The 24,585-nt window shown below is 62.3% G+C and carries 25 protein-coding genes; 11 read left to right on the top strand and 14 right to left on the bottom strand.

Features of this window, described 5'->3' with window-relative positions:
• Position 1: 1 nt before the first annotated feature.
• The 3 genes from VE25_RS13370 to VE25_RS13360 form a co-directional block, all read right to left on the bottom strand.
• Positions 2–949, bottom strand: coding sequence for an ABC transporter permease (locus VE25_RS13370; protein ID WP_046109126.1), 948 nt, complete (start codon positions 947–949; stop codon positions 2–4).
• Positions 950–969: 20 nt separating this feature from the next.
• Positions 970–2,511 carry an ABC transporter substrate-binding protein gene (locus tag VE25_RS13365; RefSeq protein ID WP_046109125.1) on the bottom strand — a complete coding sequence of 514 codons (1,542 nt, stop codon included), beginning with the start codon at positions 2,509–2,511 and terminating at the stop codon, positions 970–972.
• A gap of 101 nt (positions 2,512–2,612) precedes the next feature.
• A complete protein-coding gene (locus VE25_RS13360; protein WP_046109124.1) occupies positions 2,613–3,317 on the bottom strand; it encodes an isochorismatase family protein in 705 nt (234 codons plus the stop codon).
• Between the two features lie 185 nt (positions 3,318–3,502).
• Here VE25_RS13360 and VE25_RS13355 point away from each other — a divergent pair, with 185 nt between their 5' ends.
• The gene (locus VE25_RS13355; RefSeq protein WP_046109123.1) at positions 3,503–4,414 is read left to right on the top strand and encodes a LysR substrate-binding domain-containing protein; all 912 of its coding nucleotides are present in this window, start codon (positions 3,503–3,505) and stop codon (positions 4,412–4,414) included.
• 54 nt (positions 4,415–4,468) lie between these two features.
• On the opposite strand, the gene VE25_RS13350 is transcribed toward VE25_RS13355, so the two are convergent.
• Both VE25_RS13350 and VE25_RS13345 read right to left on the bottom strand, forming a co-directional pair.
• Positions 4,469–5,509: an ABC transporter ATP-binding protein gene (locus VE25_RS13350; RefSeq protein WP_046109122.1), complete on the bottom strand. Its 1,041-nt coding sequence runs from the start codon at positions 5,507–5,509 to the stop codon at positions 4,469–4,471.
• A gap of 114 nt (positions 5,510–5,623) precedes the next feature.
• Complete coding sequence (locus VE25_RS13345) at positions 5,624–6,283, bottom strand: TetR/AcrR family transcriptional regulator (protein ID WP_244466921.1); 660 nt, start codon at positions 6,281–6,283, stop codon at positions 5,624–5,626.
• A 248-nt stretch (positions 6,284–6,531) separates the two neighbouring features.
• Between VE25_RS13345 and VE25_RS13340 the strand changes: the two genes are divergently transcribed.
• From VE25_RS13340 to VE25_RS13300, 9 genes are all read left to right on the top strand, one after another.
• Positions 6,532–7,005 carry a MaoC family dehydratase gene (locus VE25_RS13340; RefSeq protein WP_046109120.1) on the top strand — a complete coding sequence of 158 codons (474 nt, stop codon included), beginning with the start codon at positions 6,532–6,534 and terminating at the stop codon, positions 7,003–7,005.
• Positions 7,006–7,155: 150 nt separating this feature from the next.
• On the top strand, positions 7,156–8,511 hold the full coding sequence (locus tag VE25_RS13335; RefSeq protein ID WP_052731954.1) for an ABC transporter substrate-binding protein: 1,356 nt from the start codon (positions 7,156–7,158) through the stop codon (positions 8,509–8,511).
• A 16-nt stretch (positions 8,512–8,527) separates the two neighbouring features.
• Complete coding sequence (locus VE25_RS13330) at positions 8,528–9,490, top strand: carbohydrate ABC transporter permease (protein ID WP_083988928.1); 963 nt, start codon at positions 8,528–8,530, stop codon at positions 9,488–9,490.
• Positions 9,490–10,365, top strand: coding sequence for a carbohydrate ABC transporter permease (locus VE25_RS13325; protein ID WP_201776089.1), 876 nt, complete (start codon positions 9,490–9,492; stop codon positions 10,363–10,365). The genes VE25_RS13330 and VE25_RS13325 overlap by 1 nt, the downstream gene beginning before the upstream one ends.
• A gap of 16 nt (positions 10,366–10,381) precedes the next feature.
• On the top strand, positions 10,382–11,389 hold the full coding sequence (locus tag VE25_RS13320; protein WP_152664619.1) for a Gfo/Idh/MocA family protein: 1,008 nt from the start codon (positions 10,382–10,384) through the stop codon (positions 11,387–11,389).
• A complete protein-coding gene (locus VE25_RS13315; protein ID WP_046109118.1) occupies positions 11,386–12,216 on the top strand; it encodes a phosphoenolpyruvate hydrolase family protein in 831 nt (276 codons plus the stop codon). The genes VE25_RS13320 and VE25_RS13315 overlap by 4 nt, the downstream gene beginning before the upstream one ends.
• Before the next feature lie 6 nt (positions 12,217–12,222).
• Positions 12,223–13,455, top strand: coding sequence for a Tm-1-like ATP-binding domain-containing protein (locus tag VE25_RS13310; protein ID WP_046109117.1), 1,233 nt, complete (start codon positions 12,223–12,225; stop codon positions 13,453–13,455).
• Positions 13,448–13,813: a cupin domain-containing protein gene (locus VE25_RS13305; protein ID WP_052731953.1), complete on the top strand. Its 366-nt coding sequence runs from the start codon at positions 13,448–13,450 to the stop codon at positions 13,811–13,813. Before VE25_RS13310 ends, VE25_RS13305 begins: the two co-directional genes overlap by 8 nt.
• Complete coding sequence (locus VE25_RS13300; RefSeq protein ID WP_046109116.1) at positions 13,810–14,100, top strand: Dabb family protein; 291 nt, start codon at positions 13,810–13,812, stop codon at positions 14,098–14,100. Before VE25_RS13305 ends, VE25_RS13300 begins: the two co-directional genes overlap by 4 nt.
• A 9-nt stretch (positions 14,101–14,109) precedes the next feature.
• Here VE25_RS13300 and VE25_RS13295 read toward each other — a convergent pair whose 3' ends face one another.
• The 4 genes from VE25_RS13295 to VE25_RS13280 are packed head-to-tail and all read right to left on the bottom strand — an operon-like array spanning position 14,110 to position 18,822.
• Positions 14,110–15,318, bottom strand: a complete 1,209-nt coding sequence (locus VE25_RS13295) for an MFS transporter (protein WP_046109115.1) — start codon at positions 15,316–15,318, stop codon at positions 14,110–14,112.
• Complete coding sequence (locus VE25_RS13290) at positions 15,315–15,737, bottom strand: Zn-ribbon domain-containing OB-fold protein (protein ID WP_046109114.1); 423 nt, start codon at positions 15,735–15,737, stop codon at positions 15,315–15,317. The genes VE25_RS13295 and VE25_RS13290 overlap by 4 nt, the downstream gene beginning before the upstream one ends.
• Positions 15,734–16,888 (bottom strand): thiolase family protein, encoded by a 1,155-nt coding sequence (locus tag VE25_RS13285; protein ID WP_046109113.1) that lies wholly within the window; start codon positions 16,886–16,888, stop codon positions 15,734–15,736. Before VE25_RS13285 ends, VE25_RS13290 begins: the two co-directional genes overlap by 4 nt.
• On the bottom strand, positions 16,885–18,822 hold the full coding sequence (locus VE25_RS13280; protein ID WP_083988926.1) for an acetoacetate--CoA ligase: 1,938 nt from the start codon (positions 18,820–18,822) through the stop codon (positions 16,885–16,887). Before VE25_RS13280 ends, VE25_RS13285 begins: the two co-directional genes overlap by 4 nt.
• Before the next feature lie 170 nt (positions 18,823–18,992).
• Here VE25_RS13280 and VE25_RS13275 point away from each other — a divergent pair, with 170 nt between their 5' ends.
• Positions 18,993–20,171 (top strand): acetyl-CoA C-acetyltransferase, encoded by a 1,179-nt coding sequence (locus VE25_RS13275; protein WP_046109111.1) that lies wholly within the window; start codon positions 18,993–18,995, stop codon positions 20,169–20,171.
• Positions 20,172–20,205: 34 nt separating this feature from the next.
• Here VE25_RS13275 and VE25_RS13270 read toward each other — a convergent pair whose 3' ends face one another.
• From VE25_RS13270 to VE25_RS13250, 5 genes are read right to left on the bottom strand one after another with little or no spacing between them, the layout of a single operon-like run.
• A complete protein-coding gene (locus tag VE25_RS13270; protein WP_046109110.1) occupies positions 20,206–21,273 on the bottom strand; it encodes an ABC transporter ATP-binding protein in 1,068 nt (355 codons plus the stop codon).
• A 12-nt stretch (positions 21,274–21,285) separates the two neighbouring features.
• Positions 21,286–21,669 carry a cupin domain-containing protein gene (locus VE25_RS13265; protein WP_046109109.1) on the bottom strand — a complete coding sequence of 128 codons (384 nt, stop codon included), beginning with the start codon at positions 21,667–21,669 and terminating at the stop codon, positions 21,286–21,288.
• A gap of 15 nt (positions 21,670–21,684) precedes the next feature.
• Positions 21,685–22,776, bottom strand: a complete 1,092-nt coding sequence (locus tag VE25_RS13260; protein WP_046109108.1) for a Gfo/Idh/MocA family protein — start codon at positions 22,774–22,776, stop codon at positions 21,685–21,687.
• A gap of 2 nt (positions 22,777–22,778) precedes the next feature.
• Positions 22,779–23,603, bottom strand: a complete 825-nt coding sequence (locus VE25_RS13255; protein ID WP_052731951.1) for a carbohydrate ABC transporter permease — start codon at positions 23,601–23,603, stop codon at positions 22,779–22,781.
• Complete coding sequence (locus VE25_RS13250) at positions 23,600–24,556, bottom strand: carbohydrate ABC transporter permease (protein ID WP_046109106.1); 957 nt, start codon at positions 24,554–24,556, stop codon at positions 23,600–23,602. The genes VE25_RS13255 and VE25_RS13250 overlap by 4 nt, the downstream gene beginning before the upstream one ends.
• Between the last annotated feature and the right edge of the window lie 29 nt (positions 24,557–24,585).

Genomic DNA, 24,585 nt, shown 5'->3' with positions numbered 1-24,585 from the left:
CTTAGAACTGCACGCGCGGATCGAAGACGCGATAGACGAGGTCCGTCGCGAAATTGATGATTACGAAGATCAGCGCGTAGAAGAGGATGAGTGTCTGGACCATCTGGTAGTCGCGGCTGTTGATGCCTCCGACCAGGAGGTTCCCGATGCCCGGAAGGGTGAAGATGAACTCGACGATGACCGTGCCGTTCAGCAGGTTTCCGAAGCTGAGGCCGACGACGGTGACGATGGGCAGCGCGGCGTTCTTCAATGCGTGTCGGAAGAGGACGCGCAGCTCCGACCACCCCATGGACCGTGCGGTGCGCACGTAGTCCTCGCTCAGCACTTCGAGGACGGAGGTGCGCGTGATACGGGCCATGGTGGCGATCTGGGCCATCGACAGGACCAGCACGGGCAAGGCGATGCGGCGCATCAACTGGACCGGGTCATCGATGGTCACCGTGCCGCTCGCGGGAAACCAGCCGAGTGCCAGCGAGAAGATCAGCAGGCACACCAGCGATGTCCAGAACGAGGGCATCAGGTCCAGCACCATGGCGACGCCCGTGATGGCGTTGTCCAGCGTCTTGTGACCCTTGTGGGCCATGTAGGCGGCCAGTGTGCCGAGAGGGATGGAGATCAGCACCGTGAGGATGATGGTGCCGACAGCGATCGAGACCGTCACGGGCAGGGCGTCGAGGATGAGCTGGATGATGGGCAGCTTGGTGGTGACGGTGTTGCCGAAGTCCAGCACCGCCAGGCTGCCCAGATAAGTCAGGTACTGCATCAGGAGGGACTCGTTGAGCCCCATCTGGGTGCGCATCTGGTCGAGCGCCGCACCCGACAGATTGTCGCCGGCCATGGCCGAGATTGGATCCCCCGGGATCATCCTCATAGTGAAGAACACGAGGGTGACGACGCCCAGAACGGTCACGAAAAGCTGGGCAAGGCGTTTGAGGCTGTAGGTCAGCATGGCCGGCGCTCGCTTTCAGGCTAGTCTTCTATGTCCACGTCCCAGAAATTCACCTGCGCCAGGTAATTGATGTTGACGCCGGTGACGCTTTGCTTGCCGGGCCAGAAGACATTGCTGGCGGTGGCCGGTATGTAGGGCAGGTCGGTCATCGCGATCTCCTGCACCTTGGCATAGAGCTCCATGCGGGTTTGCGGATCCGCGTCGGCTTGTGCCGCCTCCAGCGTGCTGGTGAGCTCGGGGTTATCGTAGCGCGCCCCGTTGAGGCCGCCGGGCGCCAGGTTGTCCGGGTGCAGGTAGCTGAACAGGATCATGTCCGGATTGACCGCCGGCAGCAGGCGTCCGGCCATCATGAAATCCCCGGCATTGCGGCGCTGGTTGTAGGTGGGCGTATCGACCAGCTCGAGTTCCATGTTGATGCCGACCTGGCTGAGATAGTCGATCTCGAACTGCTGCTGCTCGCTCACCCCTTGGGCTGAGGTTCCCAGCACCTTGAGGGTGAAGCCGTCCGCGTAGCCCGCTTCGGCCAGCAGGGCCCTGGCCTTCTCCGGATCGTATTCATATCTTGGAGCCGCTTCGGAAAAGACGTCCATCCAAGGCAGCAGGATCGAATAGGCGGGCGCCTGGAGCGATGGCGCGATGGCGGCCGTGATCGACGGGTAGTCGATGGCATGGGCGATGGCCTGGCGTACCCGTACGTCCTGGAGGATAGGGTCTTCCAGGTTGAGCACCTTGAGCGATACGGCATAATTGCCGACCGTGTTCATCTTGAAGCCTTCGGCCTCCAGCGTCTGCAGCTGCTCTTCGCGGCCCTGGCGCATCAGCAGGTCGATCTCGCCGTTACGCAGCGCGATGGCGGCGGTGGCATCGTCCTTGATGATCTGGAAGTCCAGCGTCTCTATGGGGGCAGGGCCCTTGTAGTAATCCTCGTGCCGCTTCAGCACGATCTGCGAATTCACGTCGATGGACTCGAGATAATAGGGGCCGGTGCCCACGGGCTTCCAGCGCACCTGGTCGCCCGCCGCCTCGATGGCTTCCCGCTTGACGATCTGGCCCTGGTGGTAATTGGCGACCGTATGCAGGAAATTGCCGTTGGCGGCACTGAGCGTGATCACGAGGGTATGGGGATCGGGCGCTTCCATGCTCTCGATGCCCGACAGTTCCGAGGCATAGGGCGAGGCGGTCGCCGGATCGAGGATGCGGTTGAAGCTGTAGATGACGTCTTCGGCGGTGAACTCGCCGTAGCCTTGCTGCCACTGTACGCCTTTGCGCAGGTGGAAGGTCCAGGTGATGTTGTCGTCCGTCTCCCAGGACTCCGCGAGGTCGGGAATGAGCTCGCCGGTGACGCCATCATAGGTCGTCAGTCCGCTGAAGATGTTGAAAGCGATGTTTTCATTTTCGATACGGAAGATGTTGGCCGGATCGAAGCCGGCAGGATCGTCATAGAAACGGACGATCAGGGCCTTTTCCTGGGCAAGGGCCGTAGCCGGGGCGAGCAGGCTGGTCCCAAGCAGCATCGTGCCGGCGACAAGGCTTGTCACCCAGGACCTGCGGGTCATTTTCATTCTTGTAGCTCCCTGTTGCGCGGCCCGTTTCGGGGGAGGAGAGCCGCGTCTTGGGTGGAGAACGGGGGGGCCTGCGCGACAGGCCGCGCAGGCGCGCAGCTTCAGCCGGCCTTGCGCATCGGCTCGGCAAGGCTCTCGAAATAGGACTTGGCCATGTCGAGCGAGACCACGTCGGCATACTTGTGGTGCATGTCGTAGAGGTTGATGTAATGCGAGGCTTCGGTGCGGTCGAAGACGCATTCCTTGACGACGCCCATGCGGAAGCGATGCGTGGCGCCATCGACCACGGTGGCGCGCACGCAGCCCGATGTGGTCTCGCCGCAGACGATGACGGTATCGACGCCGAGGGCCTGAAGCTGGAAGGCCAGTGGCGTGCCCTGGAAGCCGGAGGGGGCCGCCTTCTCGATCACTAGTTCGCCGGCGATCGGCTTTACCTCGTCGACGATCTGCTGGCCCTTTTCGATCATCTCCTGGGACATGGTCGGCTTGGGGCGGTTGCGCCGGCCCCAGGACTGGACGCCGGTATGCAGGCCCTTGACGTGGATCACCGGAATGCCGGACTGGCGCGCGACGGCCAGCAGTTCGGCGGTCTTGTCCACGGCTTGCCAGCCTTCCAGGCCCGTCGAGCCGCGCCAGGTCTTCATGGATTCGAAGATGTCCTCACGTTCAAGGCCAAGAACGGAATAGTAGATGTCGATGAGCACGAGGGCGGGCTTGTCGCCGAAGCCGTTCAGCTCCCTCTTGCCCCACAATTCGCTGTGCTTCTTGTCGCGCTCCGACAGATAGGGTTCCCAACCATATTCCATTCGTCAAACTCCCGTGTTGCGGTTTGGTCCTGGCGTAGGCTCGATACCGGATCAGGCAACAGGGGAACGAAGGTCGCTCTGCTTGCTGCCTAATTTAGCATCAAACTGTTTGGATGCTAAGAATTTCGGCAACGAAGAGTCAAATTACACTTTTCAGCACTTTGCATTAGCAATACTAATGCACCATGCGTGTGCCGCCGCTGCACTTGTTGAGGGCTTTCTCGGAGGCTGCCCGCCTGGGCAGTTTCTCGCGTGCAGCCATGGCGCTGAACGTCACGCAGTCTGCCGTCAGCCAACAAATTCGCCAGCTTGAGCAAGAGGTTGGAACTGATCTCTTTCAGCGCGAAGGGCGCCGGATCGCCCTCACGGATTTTGGTCGGATCTATCTGAAACTGGTTAGCGGACCCATCGCCGCGCTTGAGGAGGGGCATACCGCGCTTCGCGCCATGACAGGGCGCAGCTCCATCGTGCTGCACCTGTCACGATCGTTCGGATCTCAGTGGCTGGCGCCGCGTCTCGCCGACTTTGCCCGCCATCACCCCGACATCTCGGTAACGGGCATGTTCCTCAATCCTGGCGACAATCCTACGGGCAACAACGGAGACGCCTATATCGCCTCCACGCGGCGGCAGGACGAGCAGTCCGACTTCATCATCGAGCCGATGTTCACCACGACGCTCTGTCCGGTCGCATCTCCCGCGCTCGGCCCGATCGACCTGTCGAGGCTGAACGATTATCCGATCATCCACACCCTGCGCCGGCACGATGACTGGCAAACCTGGTGCATGGCCGCCGGTGTGCCCGTGGTCTCGCGCGATAGGGGCTGGTCCTTCGAAAGCTCGAGCATGTCCTACAGCGCTGCGCTTCACGGTCTGGGGATCGTCATGGCCGAGCTCGAATTTATCGCAGAGGACCTTGAACAAGGCCGCCTGCAGCAGATCTCCGACGTAGTCGCCCCCTCAGGCCATCACTTCCACATCGCCTACTCGCGCAACCGCTATACCCGTCCGCCGCTGCAGAAATTCAGAGCATGGCTGACAGAGCAGGTGCCGGGCATCGGCAGAGATCTCGACCTGAGGACGAGCGGTCACCCCTGATGTGGTGCAGGCATCAAGATAGGCGTGTACCCGAGCTCTGGCCGTGCCCGAAACTTAGTTGATCCGCGCGCCTGAGCTGTCGAACAGATGAACCATCGACGTGTTCGGGCTGATCTTAATAGCAGCGCCGGCCCTTTCGGTAATCCGCTCGCGGAATACGCAGTTAACCACCTGCCCGCCGATGCGCCCCAGCACTTGGGTTTCCGAACCCGTCGGCTCGATTACCGAGATTTCGAGCGGGAGACCGTTGTCGTCCAGTTGCAGATGCTCGGGCCGAATGCCATAAGTCACCGCGTCGGAGTGAGGGCAGGCGACTGGTAAAATCGTGCCGTCCGCCAAGCGGAATCCCTGGCCGGTCACCTCGCCTTTGAGAAGATTCATTGAAGGACTGCCAATGAAGCTGGCCACGAAGATATTGGTTGGTCGGTCGTAGAGTTCGAGCGGCGAGCCGATCTGCTCGATAACCCCGTCGTGCATGACGACGATCTTGTCCGCCATCGTCATCGCCTCGATCTGGTCATGGGTCACGTAGATGGTCGTGGTGCGAAGGCGCTGATGTAATTCCTTGATCTCGGCGCGCATCTGCACGCGCAGTTTGGCGTCGAGGTTGGAAAGCGGCTCATCGAAGAGGAAGACGGCCGGATCGCGCACGATCGCGCGACCCATCGCGACACGCTGACGCTGCCCGCCCGAGAGTTGGCGTGGCTGCCTGTCCAGCAGGTTTTCCAGGCCGAGAATATCAGCGGCACGCTTGACCTTAGCTGTAATCTCCTCCTTGGGCACGCCCTTGAGACGCAGCGAGAACGCCATGTTCTGCGCAACCGACATATGCGGATAGAGGGCGTAATTCTGAAACACCATGGCGATGTCGCGCTGCTTGGGCGCGAGGTCGTTGACCACGCGGTCGCCGATCTCTATCTCGCCCTCGGTGATGTCCTCCAATCCGGCGATCATGCGCAGCAACGTCGACTTGCCGCAACCGGAAGGACCGACCAGTATAACGAACTCGCCATCGGCAATGTCGACGGACACGCCCTTTAGCGCATGAAAGGCGCCGTAGTATTTTTCGGCGTTGTTGATGGAAACGCTAGCCATCGACGTCTTGCTCCCCTCGTGCGACTCGCTCGCATCCCTCCCGCGGCGGTCGACTATTGTACCGATCGGTCGGTATCGGTAGCGATCTTGTCAGGCAGAGTCAATCGAACGAGTTCACACCCTGACAGCGCGGAGCACGACCTCCGCAAAGGCATCGCCGATATCGGCGGCATTCTGTGGACCGCGCGGGTCGAGCCAGAGGAAGCTGTAGAAGTACATTCCGAGAAGACCCTTGAGCACCGTGCTCGGTATGGGTCGGAACTGACCCTTAGCGAGCCCATCGGAGAGAGATTGGCTCCAGATTGCCTGGTAGTCGCTATGAAGGCTCAGCACCGCCCGGCGACGTTCTGCCGTCAGCGCGTGAATCTCGCGGAAGCAGACCGTCATTTCCGACAGATGCTCGGAGATGGTCATCATCAGCGCCCGACTCAGCTTCTGTGTGCGGATGATGGGATCCACCTCGCTATCAAGAATGGCCTTTCCGTCCGCAATCAGGTCGGACATGTAGGCTGTCGTGATATCGTAGAGCAGGTCTTCCTTGCTTGAGATGTGATAGTAGAGTGCACCGCGCCCGAGGCCGGTAGCCTCACCGATCTCGTTAACGCCCACCCCGGAAAACCCCCGGTCGGCAAATAGACTTGCTGCCACCTGCAGGATCTTCAGTCTCGTCGGTGAAGCCTTGCGCGGGGGGGTAGCGGGCTTTGGCTGGGTCAGTTGTTCAGTCATGTTTTCGTCCGTTTTCCGCTCTTGAGAGGCGAAGTTGCGTTCTTCCACTCTTGATGTTCTGGCCGCACAAACCGGTTGACCTCCCACACGCCATCTCTTTAATGTACCGATCGGTCACCCCAATACAAGCATTGAGATGCACTCCGGGGTGGCCGCATTAGGGAGGACAAAACATTTGCCGGCAATATCAATGTGTTGTGGGGGAACCCCCAAATGCAGTGGCACGCGATCGTGGTTGCGTAGCATGTCATCCCATACCGAGCAATCGGTACATGCCGCGCCCGTAAGGTGAAACGATGTCGGAGCTGAAATCCGGCTGGGCCGGCACGATCAAGGGCATGCCGGAGGTGGGGGCGTTCGCGGAACGTTCGCGGCGTGTCACCATGAGCGATGTCGAGGCGTTCACCGACATGACCGGTGATCGCAATCCGCTCCACTATGACCGGGCTCTTGCCGAGAAGACGGTGTTTGGCGGCCTGATAGTGCAGGGAGGCGTCACATCCGGCATCCTCAATGCCATTGTCGCCGAGGATCTGCCTGGGCCGGGCACCGTGTTTCTCGGTGTCGAGTGGAAATTCTCCAAGGCCGTGACCATCGATGAAGAAATCACTGGCCGCGTAGAGGTCGCCAAGGTTCGCGCCGACAAGCCGATCGTCACCCTCGTTACGACGGTGCGCAATGCTGCCGGGGATATCTGCCTTAGCGGGACGGCAACGACCTATACCGTTCCGCTCAACGTCGCCGACTCGCAAGCGGCCGAGGAGCGCTGACTTGGCATCCAAGCCGATTGACAGCGAATTAGGCTGGTTCTAAGCAGTCGTACTGACCGATCGGTACAGGCGCAAGAATGAGGGAGTCTCGTTCGGAGGCAAGAGTTACTGCGCTTGAAGTACGGCCGGTCTCAACAGGGAGGAAATCACATGCGCGAGTTAAGCAATATCTGGAGACGCGTCGTTTGCGCGGGCGGCGTCGCTGTAGCTGCGGGTCTGGCCGGAGCCGTGCCTGCCAAGGCGCAAGATTGCGTCGAGCAGGTCGATCTCACATTCACCTTCTGGGGTTCTGCCTCGGAAAAGAATGACATTGAAAACGCGATCCGCACCTTCAACGAAAGCCATCCGTGCATCACGGTGACGGGCCAACACATCCCAAATACCGGCTATGTGGAAAAGATTACTTCAATGTTGGCGTCGAACACCGCGCCGGATGTGGCCTATCTCAGCCAGGATCAGGCGTTCGGTTGGGCGGCGGAAGGTCGGCTGCTCGACCTGACGCCCTATCTGGGCGATACACCGGAAGACACCTACCTCAAGAACTCGATCTATCGCGTCGAAGGCAGGCTGATGGGCACCGGTCTGGCGACTGGAGTCATGCTGATCTACTACAACAAGGATGTGTTCGACGCCGCCGGCGTCGAATATCCGCCGGCCAATGCCGCTGAGGCCTGGACGTGGGACGAATTCGTCGAGAATGCCAAGCTGCTGACCAAGGATCGCAACGGCAATACCGCCGCCGATTCGGACTTCGATCCGAATAGCATCGATACTTTCGGCGTCGCGATGCCTGCAGGCTTCAGCGGCTGGTATCCCTACGTCGTCTCCAACGGCGGCCGGATGGCGAACGAGGACGGCACCGAGCTTACTCTCAATTCGCCGGAGGCTGTGGAAGCGCTCCAGGCTTATCAGGACCTGATCTACAAGCACCACGTGACCCCGACACCGACCCAGACCGGCACGCTGCCGGCAGCGGACATTCTCATGCAGTCGCGCAAGGTGGCCATGAGCATGGACGGTCATTGGCGCATCACCGATTTCAACGATACGAGGATGAACTGGGGGATCGGCGTCCTGCCGATGTTCGACGAGCCCTATACGCCGCTGATCTCGACGCCCAAGGTCATCTTTGCCAGCACCGAGCATCCGGACGAAGCGTTCGAGTTCTACCAGTATGTCTCCAATCCCGAGCAAGTTGGACTGTTCAAGTCCGGACTTTGGGCCCCGCTCGAGCTCGAATACTTCGAGACCGAGGACGGGCTCGCCAAGTGGCTGACGTCCGAGGACGCCGAGTATCCGCCCGAGGCAATGGATGCCATCGTTAACTACAGCCTCAACTACACGGGTGAACAGCTCCCCACCTATCAGTTGCGCAACATCGGCCAGATCATGAACGACGCGGTCATTCCTGCAATCTCCAAGATGCTGGATGGCACGGTCTCGGCGCAGGAAGCCATGGATGAAGCGGTGGCAAACGCCGCTCCACTCATGCAGGGCCGCTGGTAGGGCCTCGGGTACACGGATGACGCAGATTTCCACCAGCACGACACTCGCAGAGCGGTCTTCGGGCCGCTCTGCAGCGGCCAAGAGAAAGCTGTCGAGGCGGCAGCGGCGTGAACTCTATTGGGGGTTGGGGTTCGTTTCCCTGGCGGTCGGCGGGTTCATCCTGCTCAAAGTCATCCCGATCGTCGCGAGCTTCGTGATCTCGTTGACGGACTGGAACGTGGCGCGGGCGCCGAGCTTCATCGGCTTGAACAACTACATGCGCATGCTGACCGCCGATCCGCTCTTTTGGAAGTCGCTCTGGGTCACAGCGTACTATTCCTTGTTCTCGGTGCCGGTCAGCATGGCTTTCGCATTCGCACTCGCCATGCTGCTCAACACCAGGATACCAGCCCTCGGCATGTTCCGGACGCTCTTCTATCTGCCCTCGATCATCCCGGTCATCGCCAGCTCCATCCTGTGGCTCTGGATGTTCAATCCCGATTTCGGCCTCTTCAACGCCGGGCTCGACCTGCTTGGCCTGCCGCGCCAGCGCTTCATCTATGAGGAAGGTCAGGTAATCCCCTCGCTCGTCTTCATGAGCATGTGGAGCGTGGGGCCGATGATGATCATCTTCCTTGCCGGACTGCAGGATGTTCCCAACCAGCTTTATGAGGCGGTGGACATCGATGGCGGTAACGCCTGGCACAAGCTCCGGCACGTCACCATTCCGATGATGACGCCGACGATCCTCTTCAACCTGCTGATCTCGATCGTTGCGGCCCTGCAGACCTTTGTCCAGGCGTTCATTATGACGGAGGGCGGCCCGAACAACGGCTCGCTCTTCATCGTCTTCTATATCTATCGCAAGGCCTTCCAGGAGCAACAGATGGGGTATGCCTCAGCTCTGGCCTGGGCTCTATTCCTGGTGATTTGCGCCCTAAGCATCCTGGTCTTCAAGACCTCAAACCGGTGGGTCTTCTATCACGGAGGCGACGACTGATGAGCGCGATGGAAGAAACCAGCTTCAAGGACCTGATCGTCCGCCAGCGCCCGGGGGTCGGCAAACGCCGGTTCGCGTTCTTGGTCTGCATCGTCATCAGCCTCTTAATGATGATGCCGCTGGCCTGGCTCGTGCGGTCGTCCTTCATGGAGATGGGGCAGATCTTCATCTTCCCGCCAGAATGGATTCCGCAGCCCTTCCGCTTCGAGAATTTCCCCGAGGCGTTGACGGTCATTCCGTTCTTCCGATACTTCGTCAACACCATGCTCATCTTGGTGCCGTCGGTCGTCGGCACGCTGGTCAGCAGTTCGCTGGCAGCGTATGGGTTTGCGCGGCTCAACTGGCCGGGCCGGGACCTCGTCTTCGGAGTGCTGCTGTCGACGCTGATGTTGCCCTATATCATCACGTTGTTGCCCACGTTCCTGATGTGGTCCCAGGTCGGCTTCATCAACACCTATGTGCCGCTGATCGTGCCTAACTGGCTGGGCTTCCACGTCTTTTATATCTTCCTGCTGCGCCAGTTCTTCAAGAATCTGCCGCGGGAACTGGATGAGGCGGCCGAGATCGACGGGGCCAATCCGCTCGAGATCTTCTGGTACATCATCCTGCCGGTCAGCCGACCGGTGCTGTTGGTGGTCGCCATCCTTTCCGGCCTCAATGCCTGGAACGATTTCCTCGATCCTCTTGTCTACATCAACAGCTCGGACAAATACACGCTTGCCCTCGGGCTTGCCCAGTTCACCGGGCTCTACACCTCTCAGTGGAACCTGCTGATGGCCGCCTCGACCGTCATCATCGTTCCGGTTCTCATCGTCTTCTTCTTGACCCAGCGCTACTTTATCGAAGGCGTCACGATGTCGGGCTTGAAGGGCTAATCGCAAGGAAGCAGCTGTGTCTGAAACAAGCAATGGCACACCTATGCGCATCGCGCTCGTGGGTGCGGGCGGCCTCGGCCGCGGTTGGGCGCGTGTCATCTCCAATCTGCCGCAGGCCGACCTGGTCGCCATCGTCGATCCTCTGATCGGCAGCGAACGTCAGGCCGAGTGGGTCGCGACCGAGGTTGGCCATCTGCCGCTGGTGACGAGCCTTGAGGGCACCGCCGGCATGGAGGTTGATGCCGCCGTCGTCACCGCGTTCTCCATTGCCCACCATGCGGCCGTCTCGGCCGCGCTTGAGCGAGGACTGCATGTGCTGGTCGAAAAGCCGTTCGCGGTCACCATGGCGGAGGCGGAAGAGCTCGTTGACCTGGCTAAGCGGAAGAGACTGACGCTGATGGTCAGTCAGAACTACCGGTATTTTCCCGGCGCCAAGATACTGCGCGAGATCGTTGCCGACGAGCGTTACGGCAAGATCGCCTCGGTGTTCTGCGAGTTCAATCTTGACTGGCCGGGAAAGCCCTACCAGCATGGCATGCAGCACGCCATGGGCCTCGAGATGGCGGTGCACCATTTCGACATGTGCCGCGCATTTTTCGATGCCGAGGCGGTGGGCGGCTATGTAAGCGAGTGGCAGCCGGCGGACAGCCAGTATGCCGGCGGGGGCGCCATAGAGGCATTATTCGACATGGAAGGTCCGAAAGGGACGTTCCCCTTCACCTATTCGGGCAACCTTGTCAGCAAGGCTCCGCGCACGCCCTGGCCGGGCCAGTGGCGGTTCGAGTTTGACCGCAAGACCATCCTCCTCGACACGTTCGAGGATGGCTACGGTCTCTACGCCTCGCAGGTGGATGAACGCGAGTGGCTCGGGCGCTACGATGGCGACGACATGTCGTTCAACCTGCCGCTCGCCCATTTCATCGACTCGATCCGGACCGGCAAAGAGCCGTGGAGCTCCGGCCGGGACAATCTCGGCACCATGCGCATGGCGCTCGGCGCCGAAATCTTCGGAAAAGCCAGATGAGCCGGCGTAGCGACATACTGGCAGCCCTCGATGCCAAGCGCCGCGACGGCCGCGCGATCATCGGCGCCGGCGCGGGGACGGGCATATCAGCCAAATTCCTGCACAAGGGCGGTGCCGATCTCATTTTCATTTACAACTCCGGCCGTTTCCGCATGCAGGGGCTGTCGTCCTGGGTCGGCCACCTGCCGTTCGGCGATGCCAATGCCATCGTCATGGAGATGGGCGAACGTGAGGTGATGCCGGTGGTGCCGGACGCCAATGTCATCGCCGGCGTTTGCGGCTTCGATCCAACGCGCCGTATGTCGCACTTCCTGCCCAAGATCGTCGAGGCCGGATTTGCCGGTGTGATCAACTATCCGACGGTTGCCGTCATCGACGGACGCATGCGCGCGGATCTGGAGGCCGGCGGTTTAGGGTTCGACAAGGAAGTCGAGATGATCCGGCTGGCGCACGGGCTCGATCTCCTGACCACCGCCTATGTCTGCACGCCCGACGAAGCTCGGGCCATGGTCGATACTGGCGTCGACATAGTCGTTGCGCACATGGGGTTGACGGTGGGTGGCGCAATCGGCGCGCAGCACGCGATGGCGATGGAGGAGGCCACTGAAGGCGTTCGCGCGATTGCCGAAGCCAGCCGCGCCGCGCGCGCCGATGTGTTCGTTGTGGCGCATGGCGGGCCGATCGCCGGGCCGGAAGACGCCAGGACGCTCTTCGGTATGGTGCCGGTGGACGGGTTTGTGGGTGCCTCGAGCATGGAGCGCCTGCCGATCGAAGAACCCCTTCGCGCCAATACCCACGCCTTCACGCAACTGCGGACGTGGGATTGATCCATCATGTCCCGCAAGGCGTTGGCGCTTATCGTTTCTCTCGATACCAAAGCTCCCGAGGCGGCATACCTGCGCGAGCGCATCGCGGCTCAAGGGGTCGATGTGGTGGTCATCGACTTCGGAACCGGTGAGCCGGGATTCGTGCCGGACGTGCCGGCCGAAGCAATCGCGACTTTGGGGCATGGTGACATCGCTGCGCTGCGACAGGAGCGGAACCGCGCGGCAGCGATCGACGTGATGATGCGCGGAGCCGCAGCGTGGGCGGCAAAAGCCTATATCGAGAAGAGGATCTGTGGCGTCGTTTCCGTCGGCGGTTCGGGTGGAACGGCTGTCGGGACCGCGGCAATGCGGGTGCTGCCGTTCGGTGCGCCCAAGGTGATGGTTTCGACCGTAGCGGCTTCCGACATACGCCAATATGTCGGAACGCGCGATGTCACGATGATCAACTCCGTGGTCGATTTTGCCGGAATTAACGCGATCAGCGAGCCGGTGCTGCGGGGTGCGGCTGCGGCTGCGGCGGGAATGGCTTTGGCGCTGAAAGCGCCGCTAACCAGCAAAAAAGGAAGGCTTGTTGCCGCTAGTCAGTTCGGAGTGACGACCCCTGCTATCGAGCACGCGGGGCGGTTGCTGGCAGAGGCGGGTTACACGCTGGTGCCGTTCCACGCCACCGGCATCGGCGGTCGGACGATGGAAGATCTCATTGCAGATCGAATGTTCGATGGAGTCCTCGATCTCACCACCACCGAATGGGCCGACGAAGTGGTGGGGGGCACGCTGTCGGCGGGGGCAACGCGACTGGAGGCGGCGGGAAAGCTGGGAATTGCGCAGGTCGTGGCGCCCGGCGCGCTCGACATGGTGAACTTCTTCATGGCTCCGGTCCCCGATCGCTTTGCGCTCCGTAAATTGCATAGGCACAACGCGAACGTGACACTTTTGCGCACAAGCCCGTCGGAAAATACCGAAATCGGGCGAAGAATTGCCCAGAAGCTCAATGCGGCGGCAGGTCCGGTGACGGTGCTGTTTCCGCTGCGCGGATTCTCGGCTCTCGATGCCGAGGGGCAGGTTTTCTTCGACCCGCAAGCGGATGCCGTGCTGCTGCAATCGCTCAAAGACAACCTCGAAGCGAATGTCCAGCTCGAAGAGCTCGATCTGCACATCAACGATCCGGAATTTGCGCGGGCCGCCGTCTCGGCGCTGCTTGCGCACCTCGGCAACTGGGAGACCACGACGCATGCCTAAAACGACCACCACGGAAAAGGATTTTCCGGACTGGAGCGAAACGCAGAACTATGGCATCAGCCACTTGAAGGTCGGCGCGGAGGTGGAGCCGCACTTCCACGACTGCCATGAATACTGGATCATCATTTCCGGGCGAGGGGAAGCCATGAGCGAGGGCAAGGCTTATGAGCTCGGGCCGGGCGACATGCTGCTGACCAAGGCCGGCGACTACCACTCGCTCAAGGTCACCGAGGAGATGGTCGCGGTCTACTACTACGGCGTAATGCCGGAGCACGGCCGCTGGGGCCATCTGCACGAGGGCAAGGACCTGCCCTGGGCAGAGTACCTCGAAGCCATCGGCGTGAAGGTCGCATCATGACCATCCGCCACGTCGTCCTCTTCGATTACGCCGATGTTCCCGAACGCGAGATTCAAGAGGTCATTGCCGGCCTCAACGCCCTGCCGGGTAAGATCCCCGAAATACTCGATTGGTCGCTGACGGAGGATCTCGGCAAGCGCGCGGGCTCGTTCCGTTACTGCCTGATCGCGCATTTCGAAGACATGGCCACTATGGAGCGTTACCTGGCCCACCCGGAGCACGAGAAGGCGGTCGCGCGGGCGATGCCCATCCTGACCAGGCTGGCCGAGCACGATCATCTGGTGTGATATGCACGATTAGCGCAGGCCGTGCGCGATGCGCGCAGCCTCCGGAAGCTTGCGCAGTAGGAGCATCGCAGCGGCTCCGAGCACGGGACCGGGGACCAGGATAAGAAACGCCCATCGCCAGCCGATCGCGTCCGCGATCATGGGCACCAGCGCCAGGCTGATCATGGTCAGCGCAAATCCGATGCCGAGCTGGAAGGTGAGGGCGGTGCCGATGAGGTCTGGGTCGCCGACTTCGGTGGTCATGGCCGAGAACTGGGCGGAGTCACCGATTACGGCGATCCCCCACACGCCGGCGACCAGCAGAAACAGCCAAAGCGGACCGCCGAATACCACACCGATGATGAGGGCGCATGCACCCGACACCAGCATCATCAGCGCGGTGGTGGCGGTGCGCCCTATGCTGTCGGCGAGGACACCACCGAGGATGCACCCGAGGACACCGACAGCGATGATGGCAAAGACCATGAGGGAGAGCTGGTGCGCGTGGAGGGTCCCATTGCCGTAGGCTGCGGCAGAGAAGGCGAGAAACCAGCCCCACATAGCATAGAGTTCCCACATGTGGCCGAAGTAGCCGAGATTGGTGAGGGCGACGCCGCGGTTCCTGACGACCCGGCCAATCTGGCGGGGGTCGAACACGGCCCGGCTGAACGGATATGGTCCCTCGCGCGCTTTAGACAGGAAGAGAAAAGCCCCAATCAGGGTCAGACCGCTCGCACCGGCGACGACCGCCATCCAGCTGATGCCCTGCGAGAGCGCGCGCAGGAGGTGAGGAAAGGCCGAACCGAAAGTGAGGCCTCCGATCAGCGTGCCCATGGCGAGGCCGCGACCGCGCTGGAACCAGGTTGCGACGAGCTTCAGGGCCGGGGGATAGACGCCCGCGAGCGCTATCCCAGTGAGAATGCGGCAGGTGAGGGCCCATTCGGGGCCGGGAGCGATGAGAAGCCCGAGATTGGCAAGGGCGGCAGCCATTGCGGCGGCACTCATCAGCAGGCGGAGCGGCGCGATATCAGGCAGATTGACGAGGCTGAGCGACAGGGCGCCCACCACGAAGCCGAGTTGCACGCCATTGGTCATCCAAGTCTGCATGCCGCTCGAGAGTGACCAATGGATCGTAAGCTGCGGCAGGATGGCGGTGGCCGAGAACCAGGTGGTCATCGACAGGATCACCGCCAGGGTGAGGACCGCAAGGGTCCGCCAAGCGGCGGCATTCCCGCTCATGGCGCCGACTCGAAACAGGGCAGGGTACGGCCACCGATATTCATGAAGACGACACGCAGTTGCATATCGGCAGCAAGGTTCTCCGGATCGACGCGCAGGTGCGTCAGGAGCGTCGGGCCTTCCTCGAGGGCGACGATGCCGATGCTATAGGGCGCGGCCGGCTGCCAGCCGGGGTGACCGGGCTTAAAAATAGTACTGCAGGTTTTGAGGATGGCGCGGCCGGCTGCCTCGCGCCAGTTAAGGTCATCCGACCAGCAACGAGGACAAATCCGGCGCGGATAGAGAAAGGCATAGTCGCAGGCCTTGCAATGCTGCACCAGCAGACGGCCGCTATCAGCAGCCTCCCAAAAAGGAGCGGAGAGGGCCGAGACAGTGGGGCCGGGTACGTCGAGGGCGGCGAGATCGGCGGCGGAGATCATGCGTCGGCTCCGAGCACGAGCGCCGTAGCCTCGCTCATCGTCGCGCCGTTACCGGTGACGAGGGCGAGGCCGGCATTTGGGATCTGCCTGCCGGGCGTGGTTCCGCGCAACTGGCGCACAGCCTCCGTGAGATGGGTCATGCCGCCGGCGAGATCAGGCTGGCCGAAGCCGAGCTGCCCACCATGGGTGTTGAGCGGGGTGTCGCCCTCGGGGCCGAGGTCGCGATCGGCGATCCAGTCTCCGAAACGCCCGGGCGGGCAGAGACCGAGGTCCTCGATAGTGGCAGCGACCATGACGGTGTAGCAATCATAGAGTGAGAGCAGATCGAGCTCAGCCGCGCCGATGCCCGCGGTGGCTAGTGCATGGGCCATTGCTGATTTCAGCGGGCCAGAGGTGAGCGAGGGGGCCTGTGACAAGGCACGATGGGTCACCTTCTCACCGGCGCCGAGAAGGTGGACAGGCGCGTGCGGCAACGAGCGCGCTCGCTCAGGTGAGACGACGACAACCGCCCCGCCGCCAGCTACGCGCATGACGATCTCGAAGAGGCGCAGGGGGCTTGCGATCATCGGAGAGGCGAGGACGTCGGCGATAGTTGCGGGCTGGCCACAGAAGATGGCATCGGGATTGCGCTGGGCATTGGCGCGGGCTGCGACCGCGATGCGGGCGAAATCCACGTCGCGAGAGCCGTATGCTGCCATATGCGCCTGTTTGATCATGGCGTAGGTGGCGTTGGCGCCCGATGCGCCGAAGGGCACGTCGAACTCGCGGATAGGATTGCGGTTGGGCGACCGTACCTGCATTGCCTCGCGGGTATTGGCGAGCACGCAAAGCACTGCCTCGCACATGCCCGCCGAAATCGCAGCGGCCGCCCGCCAGACCATGCCGGCACCGGAAGCGCCACCAAGATCGACGACGTTGGCCATGCGCGGCATGAGGCCAAGATACTCCGCAACGGTCGCGGGCACATGCTGCGGCGTCTCACCGACCTGCGGACCGACGAGCAGGCCATCAATGGCGGCGGGCTCGAGACCGGCATCGGCGACGGCCCGGCGCGCGACTTCGGCGATCATGCCGAGGGTAGTAGCGCCCTGCGTCTCGCGCTGGGCCGGCAGTTCTCCGATCCCTGCAATGGAGCCGAGCGAACGTCTCACAGCGGTGTTTCTCGCGCGAGATTGCGGTAGAAATCTAGGATTTCAGGGTTGGAGAGTGAATCCAGATTCTTGACGATCTCGCCAATCACGACGGCGCGTGCCGCTGACTCTACGCGCTTGCCGTTGAGCGTATAGGGGACGCCGGGAACCGCATGGATGCGGTGCGGCACGTGGCGGGGCGAGGCGGATTCGCGGATGGCCTTGCGGATGCGCGCGGCGAGGTCCGGCGATATGCCGGCGCCGGCCGGTTGCAGGCAAAGGACGATCTCCTCGTCGTTGTTCTTGGGGGCGCCGAAGACGACGCAGTCGGCGATTTCGTGGAACTTCTCGACTGTGGCGTAGATCTCTGAGGTCCCGATGCGCACGCCGCCAGGTTTGAGTGTTGTATCCGTCCGTCCATAAACGACACCGGAACCGTGGATCGTCTCCTCGGCAAGGTCACCATGGGTCCAGATACCGGGGCGCTGAGAGAAATAGGTGTCGAAATAGCGCGCATCGCCGCCTTCCCCCCAGAAGGTCAGCGGCATCGACGGGAATGGCTCGGTGCATACCAAGTCACCCTTGCGTCCGATAGCCGGCACGCCGCGGGTATCCAAGACCTGGACGGCGTGGCCGAGCGCCTTGCAGGTAAGCTGCCCGCGGCGGACAGGCAGCGTCGGCGATCCGATGAGGAAGCAGCCGATGATTTCCGTGCCGCCTGAGATCGAAGCGAACATCATGTCCGGTTTAACGGCGCTGTAGACCCAATCGTACTGGTCGGGCGCAACGGGAGCGCCAGCGCTCATCAACACGCGGAGGGTCGCGAGGTCGGTCCGGTCGCTGGGCCGATAGCCGGCTTCGGCGACAGCATGCATGAACTTGGGGCTGATGCCGAGGTGCGTAAGACCGGCGGACTCGACTAGGCGCCAAAGCAGGCCGACATCGAGTCCATCTTCCCTTTTGGGGATCGCGGCACCATCGGTAAGGACGATCGTGGCGCCGCTGGCAAGACTCGAGATCAGCCAATGATACATCATCCAGGCGGTATTGGTGTACCAGCCGATGGTATCCCCGGGCTTGAGATCGCAGTGTAACTGGTGTTCCTTGAGATGCTGCAGCAGCACGCCACCGGCAGAGTGGACGATGGCCTTCGGCTTGCCTGTGGTGCCGGATGTATAAAGCACGTAGAGGGGCTGCGAGAACGGCAGACGCGCATAGCGCAACAGGGCGCCGGCGGAGCCGAATTCCCGCCACGACGTCGCCTCGAACGGAGCGTCGGTGCCGTCGGTGAGGACGATTGCGCTGAGGCTTGGAATGCCCGAGACCACTTCGGCCAGACGTGCGCCGATGTCGTGCTCGCGCCCGCCGTAGCGGTAGCGTGGGGCTGCGAATAGCACCTTGGGCGCGATTTGCCCAAGACGGTCGAGAATCGCGGCAGCGCCAAAATCCGGAGAGCACGAGGACCACACCGCGCCGATGCTGGCGGTGGCGAGCAGGGCAACGAGGCCCTCGATCCGATTGGGCAGCACGCCGCCGACACAGTCGCCAGGACCAACACCGGCACGTAACAGACCATCTGCGATGCGTGCGACCTGGGCCCGCAATTCGCCCATGCTGACGCGACGCGCAATGCCAGTTTCGTCGCTCTCGATAACAGCGAGTGCGTTATCGGCACCGCGCAGCAGGTTTTCGGCAAAGTTGAGGCGTGCTTCTGGAAACCAACGGGCGCCGAGCATCGTGCCGTCCGGTGGGGGCTCGAAGGTTACGCTGCCCTTGTCGCCGACAACACGGGCAAAGTCCCACACGGCGCTCCAAAACTCGCCCGGATCACTGATCGACCAACGATGCATCATATCGTAGGGCAAATCGGCAAATCCGATGGACTGCGCAAAGCGTGTCATATTGGCATCCCGGACCCAGGCTGCCGATGGAGACCAGACGATATCGGACGCCACTCTCTCCCCCAACGCACCTTCCCGATCGTTGCAGGGGTGGTGATCGGCGCGGTGCTTCGTTATAAGCAGTTATGGACCGAACGGTACAGCACCGAATGCCGGCGGCCAAGTCGGCAGCAGTATTTTTTCTGCCGACTGCGTTGCATAGAGTCTCGACGGGAAGTGCGCACATGTCTCGAGATGCAGTCATTGTCGCCGCAAAAAGAACAGCCATAGGCCGGTTTAGTGGAAGTTTCTCCACCACACCCGCGACCGAACTCGGCGCCCGTGCGATTGCCGCGGTCCTGTCGCAAACCGATATCGACCCAACGATGATCGATGATGTACTGATCGGTCAGGTTCTGCAGGCTGGAGCTGGACAGAATCCCGCGCGCCAGGCGGCGATCGGAGGGGGCGTGCCTATTTCGGTGCCTGCGGCGACCATCAACCAGGTCTGCGGCGGCGGGCAGCGAACGCTGCACATGGCAGCGCAGGCGATCCGGGCGAGTGATGCCGACGTCGTGCTGGTTGGCGGCCAAGACAATATGACTTTGGCGCCCCACGTGCTGCAGAGGTCCCGGGCCGGTTTCAAGACCGGGAATGTCGAGATGCAGGACTCCATGATGGTTGATGGCCTAGTCGATGCGTTCCATGGTGTGCATATGGGGGTGACAGCGGAGATCTTGGCGCGCCGCTATCAGGTTACGCGTGAAGCGCAGGACGCGTTCGCACTCGACTCCCAGCGCAAGGCGGCCGCGGCTATAGCCGCGGGGCTATTCGCAGAGGAAATCGTGCCCGTTGATGTTCAGGTGAAGGGCGGCACGGTACGCATCGATGCCGACGAGCATCCCAGGCCGCAAACGACGGCGGCCGATCTCGCCGGGCTGAAGCCTATCTTCGAAGAAAGCGGAACAGTGACGGCCGGCAATGCTTCGGGGCTCAACGACGGGGCAGCCGCCCTCTTGGTGATGTCCGACGAACGAGCGCGCGACCTTGGGCTCGAACCGTTGGTGCGCATCGCGGCTTACGCCTCGGCCGGGGTCGAGCCGATGGAGATGGGACTGGGGCCGGTGCCGGCCTCGCGCCGTGCGTTGGCAAGGGCTGGATGGACAACGGATGATCTCGACCTGATAGAAGTCAATGAGGCCTTCGCCGCGCAGTCGATAGCCGTGCACCTGGAAATGGGATGGGACGTGGCGAAAGCCAACGTCAATGGCGGAGCCATCGCCCTTGGGCATCCGCTCGCCGGTTCGGGTGCGCGGATGGTGGTGACCCTGATCCTCGAGATGCAGCGGCGCAATGTACGCAAGGGCCTTGCGACCATGTGCATCGGCGGTGGTCAGGGCGTTGCGATCTGCCTTGAGCGATAGGGCAAGCCGATTTTGCCGAGCAGTTTTATCTCCATCAATGCTCATCAATTCGCGTACCGGTTGCTTCATCGAAAAGATGCGCACGACTGATGTCGATGGTAAGTCGCAGGGTGTTGCCCGACGCGACCTGGTAGCGGTCGCGGAAGAGGCCTACGATGTCCTGGTCGCCGGCGCGCGCGACGATCTGCGTTTCCGCGCCGGTCGGTTCGACGACGATGACGTTGGCAGAGATTGGGCCGTCGTCGGCCAGCGTCATGTGCTCCGGGCGGAAGCCGTAGAGCAGGCGCCTGCCTTTGGGGAGTGTCGGCGCATACGGCGGCAGGGGCAGCCGGAAGCCGGCGTCGGCTTCGAAAGCGCTGTCGCCTGCCGCTCCCGCTACGAGGTTCATCGCCGGCGCGCCGATGAAGGTGGCGACGAAGACGTTGGTCGGACGGTCGTAGAGGTCAAGGGGTGCTCCGATCTGCTCAACGATTCCGTCGCGCAACACCACGATCCGGTCGGCCATGGTCATGGCCTCGGTCTGGTCATGTGTGACGTAGACCGTGGTGATCTTGAGGCGCTGGTGCAGCGCCTTGATCTCGGCGCGCATCTGAACACGCAGCTTGGCATCGAGGTTGGAGAGCGGCTCGTCGAAGAGGAAAACCTGCGAGTGCCGCACGATGGCGCGCCCCATGGCGACGCGTTGTCTCTGTCCGCCGGAAAGTTGGCGCGGTAGCCGGTCGAGCAGGGGCGTCAATCCCAGAACTTCGGCGGCTTCGCCGACACGCCTGTCGATGTCGGCCTTGGGCGAATGACGCAGGTGCAACGAAAAGCCCATGTTCTGGGCAACGGTCATATGGGGATAGAGCGCGTAGTTCTGGAACACCATGGCGATGTCCCGGTCCTTCGGGGGAACGGCATTGACCACCTTGCTGCCGATGCTGATGCGGCCGCCCGTGATGGATTCGAGGCCCGCGATCATGCGCAGCAGCGTGGACTTGCCGCAGCCGGAGGGACCGACCAGCACGACGAACTCGCCATCCTCGATATCGATGTCGACGCCGTGGATGACGGGCACGCTGCCATAGGACTTCTGAATGCTTTCCAGGGCAATCGATGCCATGGGGACCTCCCTTCAGGCGACGCCGCCGCCTTCTTCGTGATCGACGGCCCGCCGTTCCCCCGAGGAGAAGACGATGAGCGCGATCATCGGCTCGGAACTGGTGCAGCGCGCCCAATGGGGCACGTCGCGCGGGATGCGGATCACGTCGCCGGCGTTGAGGGTCACCACCTCTTCGCCGAGCTTGTGCTCGCAGGACCCGGACATGACGTAGAGGAACTCCTCGCAATTGGGGTGCGAGTGGAGGGGATTACGCTGGCCCGGCTCGATGCGGCAGGTGCCTAGGGTCATCTCCGTGCCGGACATGGTGTCGTTGGTAATCTTCCAGTTAAGCTCGCCCCAACTGGTCGGCACCTTCTGGCCGTCGGTGGTGCGAGAGACGTAGGTTTCGGCAGACAATTGGATCTCCTGAAATCAGAACGAGGCGGTCACGCCCTGTTCGGTCGTGCGGTAGAACTCGAAGAGTTTCATGATCTGGTGCGCGGCCTCGAGCGTGCCCTTGGTCAGCGACTTGTCGGCAAGCACCGTCTCGCAAAAGTGCAGCACCTCCGGCACGTAGCCGAGTGTGAACATGTTGTTGTTGTAGAGCTGGCCGAGCGAGAACTCGGGCTCGTAGAGGAGCGGGGCGGTGTCCTCGGGCAGGATGTAGCTAGAGGAGCGCCCGTAGGTCGGCAGCTTGGAGGGGCGGTAGTGGATCAGCCGGTTGCCGTTCTCGACGATGGCATGGCTGCCTTCGCCGACGACCTCCACCCGCTCGAGCGGCGCCCCACGCGCCTGGCCGGCGGTCAGGTGCATCTGGCCGATGGCGCCGGACTTGAAGCGGAACGTGGTGATGCTCGATCCGGTACGCGGCTCCCACTCGTAGCTCGCCCGCTCGATCTCTCCGGCAAGGAAGCCGAGGATCGCGCCGGGATGGTAGATGTGGTCGAGAAAGCTGCGCATCTTGTTGAGATTGCCACGATCCTGCGGCGCGGGGAGATTTTGCGGATAGCGCACGGAAATCGAGGTCAGCGCCCCGAAGGACGGGCCGTCGATGATGTCCCGGAGCTTCTCGATGGCCGGAAAGAACGTCTTCTTGAGACCGGTCATGATCTGCTTGCCCGTCTCGCGGCTCAGCGCCTGCAGCTCCTCGATCTCGGCGACCGATGCAGCGGTCGGCTTTTCCATCCACACATGGGCGCCCGCGCGAACGGCATCGCCGGCGAGCGCCGTCGCCTGCACGTGCCCGTCGGGGGTGTAGGAGGTGACGATGAAGACGACGTCGGGTTTCTCGGTCACCAGCATTTCGTTGTGGTCGGTATAGGTGCGCTCGGCGCCAAACACCCGGGCGACGCCCTTTGCGCGGTTCTCGTCGAGATCGCAGAGGGCGACGAGATCGACGGGCGCGTAGCGGAACGTCGGATAGACGTTGCGGTAGGCGTGCCCGCCCGCGCCGATGAAGCAGGCCTTGAGGCGCCGGTCGTACTCGAAATTATAGAGCAGGTCGCGGGGGACGTGGTGGGTCATGGTCAGCCTTTCAGGGCACCTTGGGTCAGGCCTTCGGTGAAGCGCCGTTGCGTGAGGATGAAGAGGATGATGACGGGCAGGAACGTGATGACCGTGCCCGAGAACACCAGCCGGTACTGGGTGGTGAAGGTGGAGGCGAAGCGCACTAGGCCAAGCGGCAAGGTCTGCACCTCGGGGCTGATGAGCACCACCAGCGGCAGGAAGAAGTCGTTCCAGGTCGAGAGCGCCGAGATGATCACCAGGGCCTGCAGGGCAGGGGTGGAGAGCGGCAGGAATACCTTGACGAGGATCTGCAGGTGGCTGGCGCCGTCGATCTTGGCGGCCTCGGTCAGCTCGTTGGGCACACCGAGGAAGAAGGAGCGCATGAGGAAGATGCCGAAGGGGATGCCGTTGCTCACCTGCGCCAGCACCACTCCCGTCAGCGAGTTGATGAGGCCGAGGCCCTGCAACAGCTGGTAGAGCGGGATGATGATGGCCTGGATGGGAATGGTCAGCCCGAAGATGAAGCCGAAGAACACCCATTCGCGGCCGGGGAAGCGGATCTTGGCCAGCGCATAGCCGGCCGGCACGCAGGCGAGGAGCATCAGCGCCACGACGCCGGCGACGTTGATGAGGCTGTTGCCGATGAGCGATCCGAAACTGCCGACGTTCCAGGCATCGACGTAGTTCTGCCACATCAGGTTGTCGGGCAGGTCGAAGGGATGGCCCGCCCCGATCTCGGCCTCGGTCTTGAGGCTCGAGACGATGAGCCAGACGAACGGGCCGAGGATGACGGCCGTCGACGGAACGAGGGCGACGAGAATGCGGAAGTCGCGGAGCCAGGTCATGCCGCCCCCCTTGCACGCCAGCGGTTGAAGGTGACGGTGATGGTGATGGCCAGGATGCTCATCATGATGCAGAGCACGGCGGCGAGGCCGTGATCCTGCGCCGAGAAGGCGAGCCGGTAGATATAGGTCGTTATAATCTCGCTGGCGTAGAACGGACCGCCGTTGGTCATGACGAAGACTGTGGCAAAGCCCTTGAGGCCGTTGATGAGCGCCAGCGAGATGACGAAGGTCATCACGTCCCGGAGGCCCGGAAGTGTCACGTGGACGAGCTTCTGCCAGGCGGTCGCCCCGTCGACGTCGGCTGCGTCATAGAGGCTGCGGTCGATGTTCTGGAGTCCAGCGATGAAGAGCAGCATGTAGAGGCCGAAGCCCTGCCAGGAGCTGGCGACGTTCACCGAGAACAGGACCAGCATCGGCTCGGAGAGCCAGCCGCGGATCCAGCCGCCGAGCCCGATGTTCTGCAGCACCGTGTTGAGGAGGCCGTAGAACGGATCATAGATGTTGGCCCAGATGACGCCGACGACGGCCAGCGAAACGAGGTGCGGCAGGAAGAGCGCGGTGCGGAAGAACACGCGGCCCCGCGACATGGCGCTGATCGCCAGCGCCATGAGCAATCCGAGGCCGCCAGCCAGCACGACGTGATAGATGAGCCAGAGGAACGTTCGCAGCAGGCTCTGCCAGATGATCGGATCCTGCGTGGCGCGCAGATAGTTGTCGAAACCCACGAACTCGGCCTGCGTATTGAAACCGCCCGAATTGGTGAAGCTGATCCAGATGGTCACCAGGATAGGCAGCAGCGAGAAGGCCGCGTAGAGCGCGATGGCCGGCAGCAGCAGGGCAAAGCCCGTCACGGCGCTGTCCTGCGAGCCGTCCTTGTAGGTTTCGGCAGCGGCTGGAGCGGCGCGGGCGGCAATCGCGCCCGCGCGTCCGGCCCTGGTCGTGTCGTTCGACATCGATCCACTCCGATGGGTCTGGAGGAAGA

Origin of the sequence: Devosia geojensis (assembly GCF_000969415.1) — a bacterium.
In the GTDB taxonomy this organism is placed as follows: domain Bacteria; phylum Pseudomonadota; class Alphaproteobacteria; order Rhizobiales; family Devosiaceae; genus Devosia; species Devosia geojensis.
This window is presented reverse-complemented; position numbering and strand designations above follow the sequence as displayed.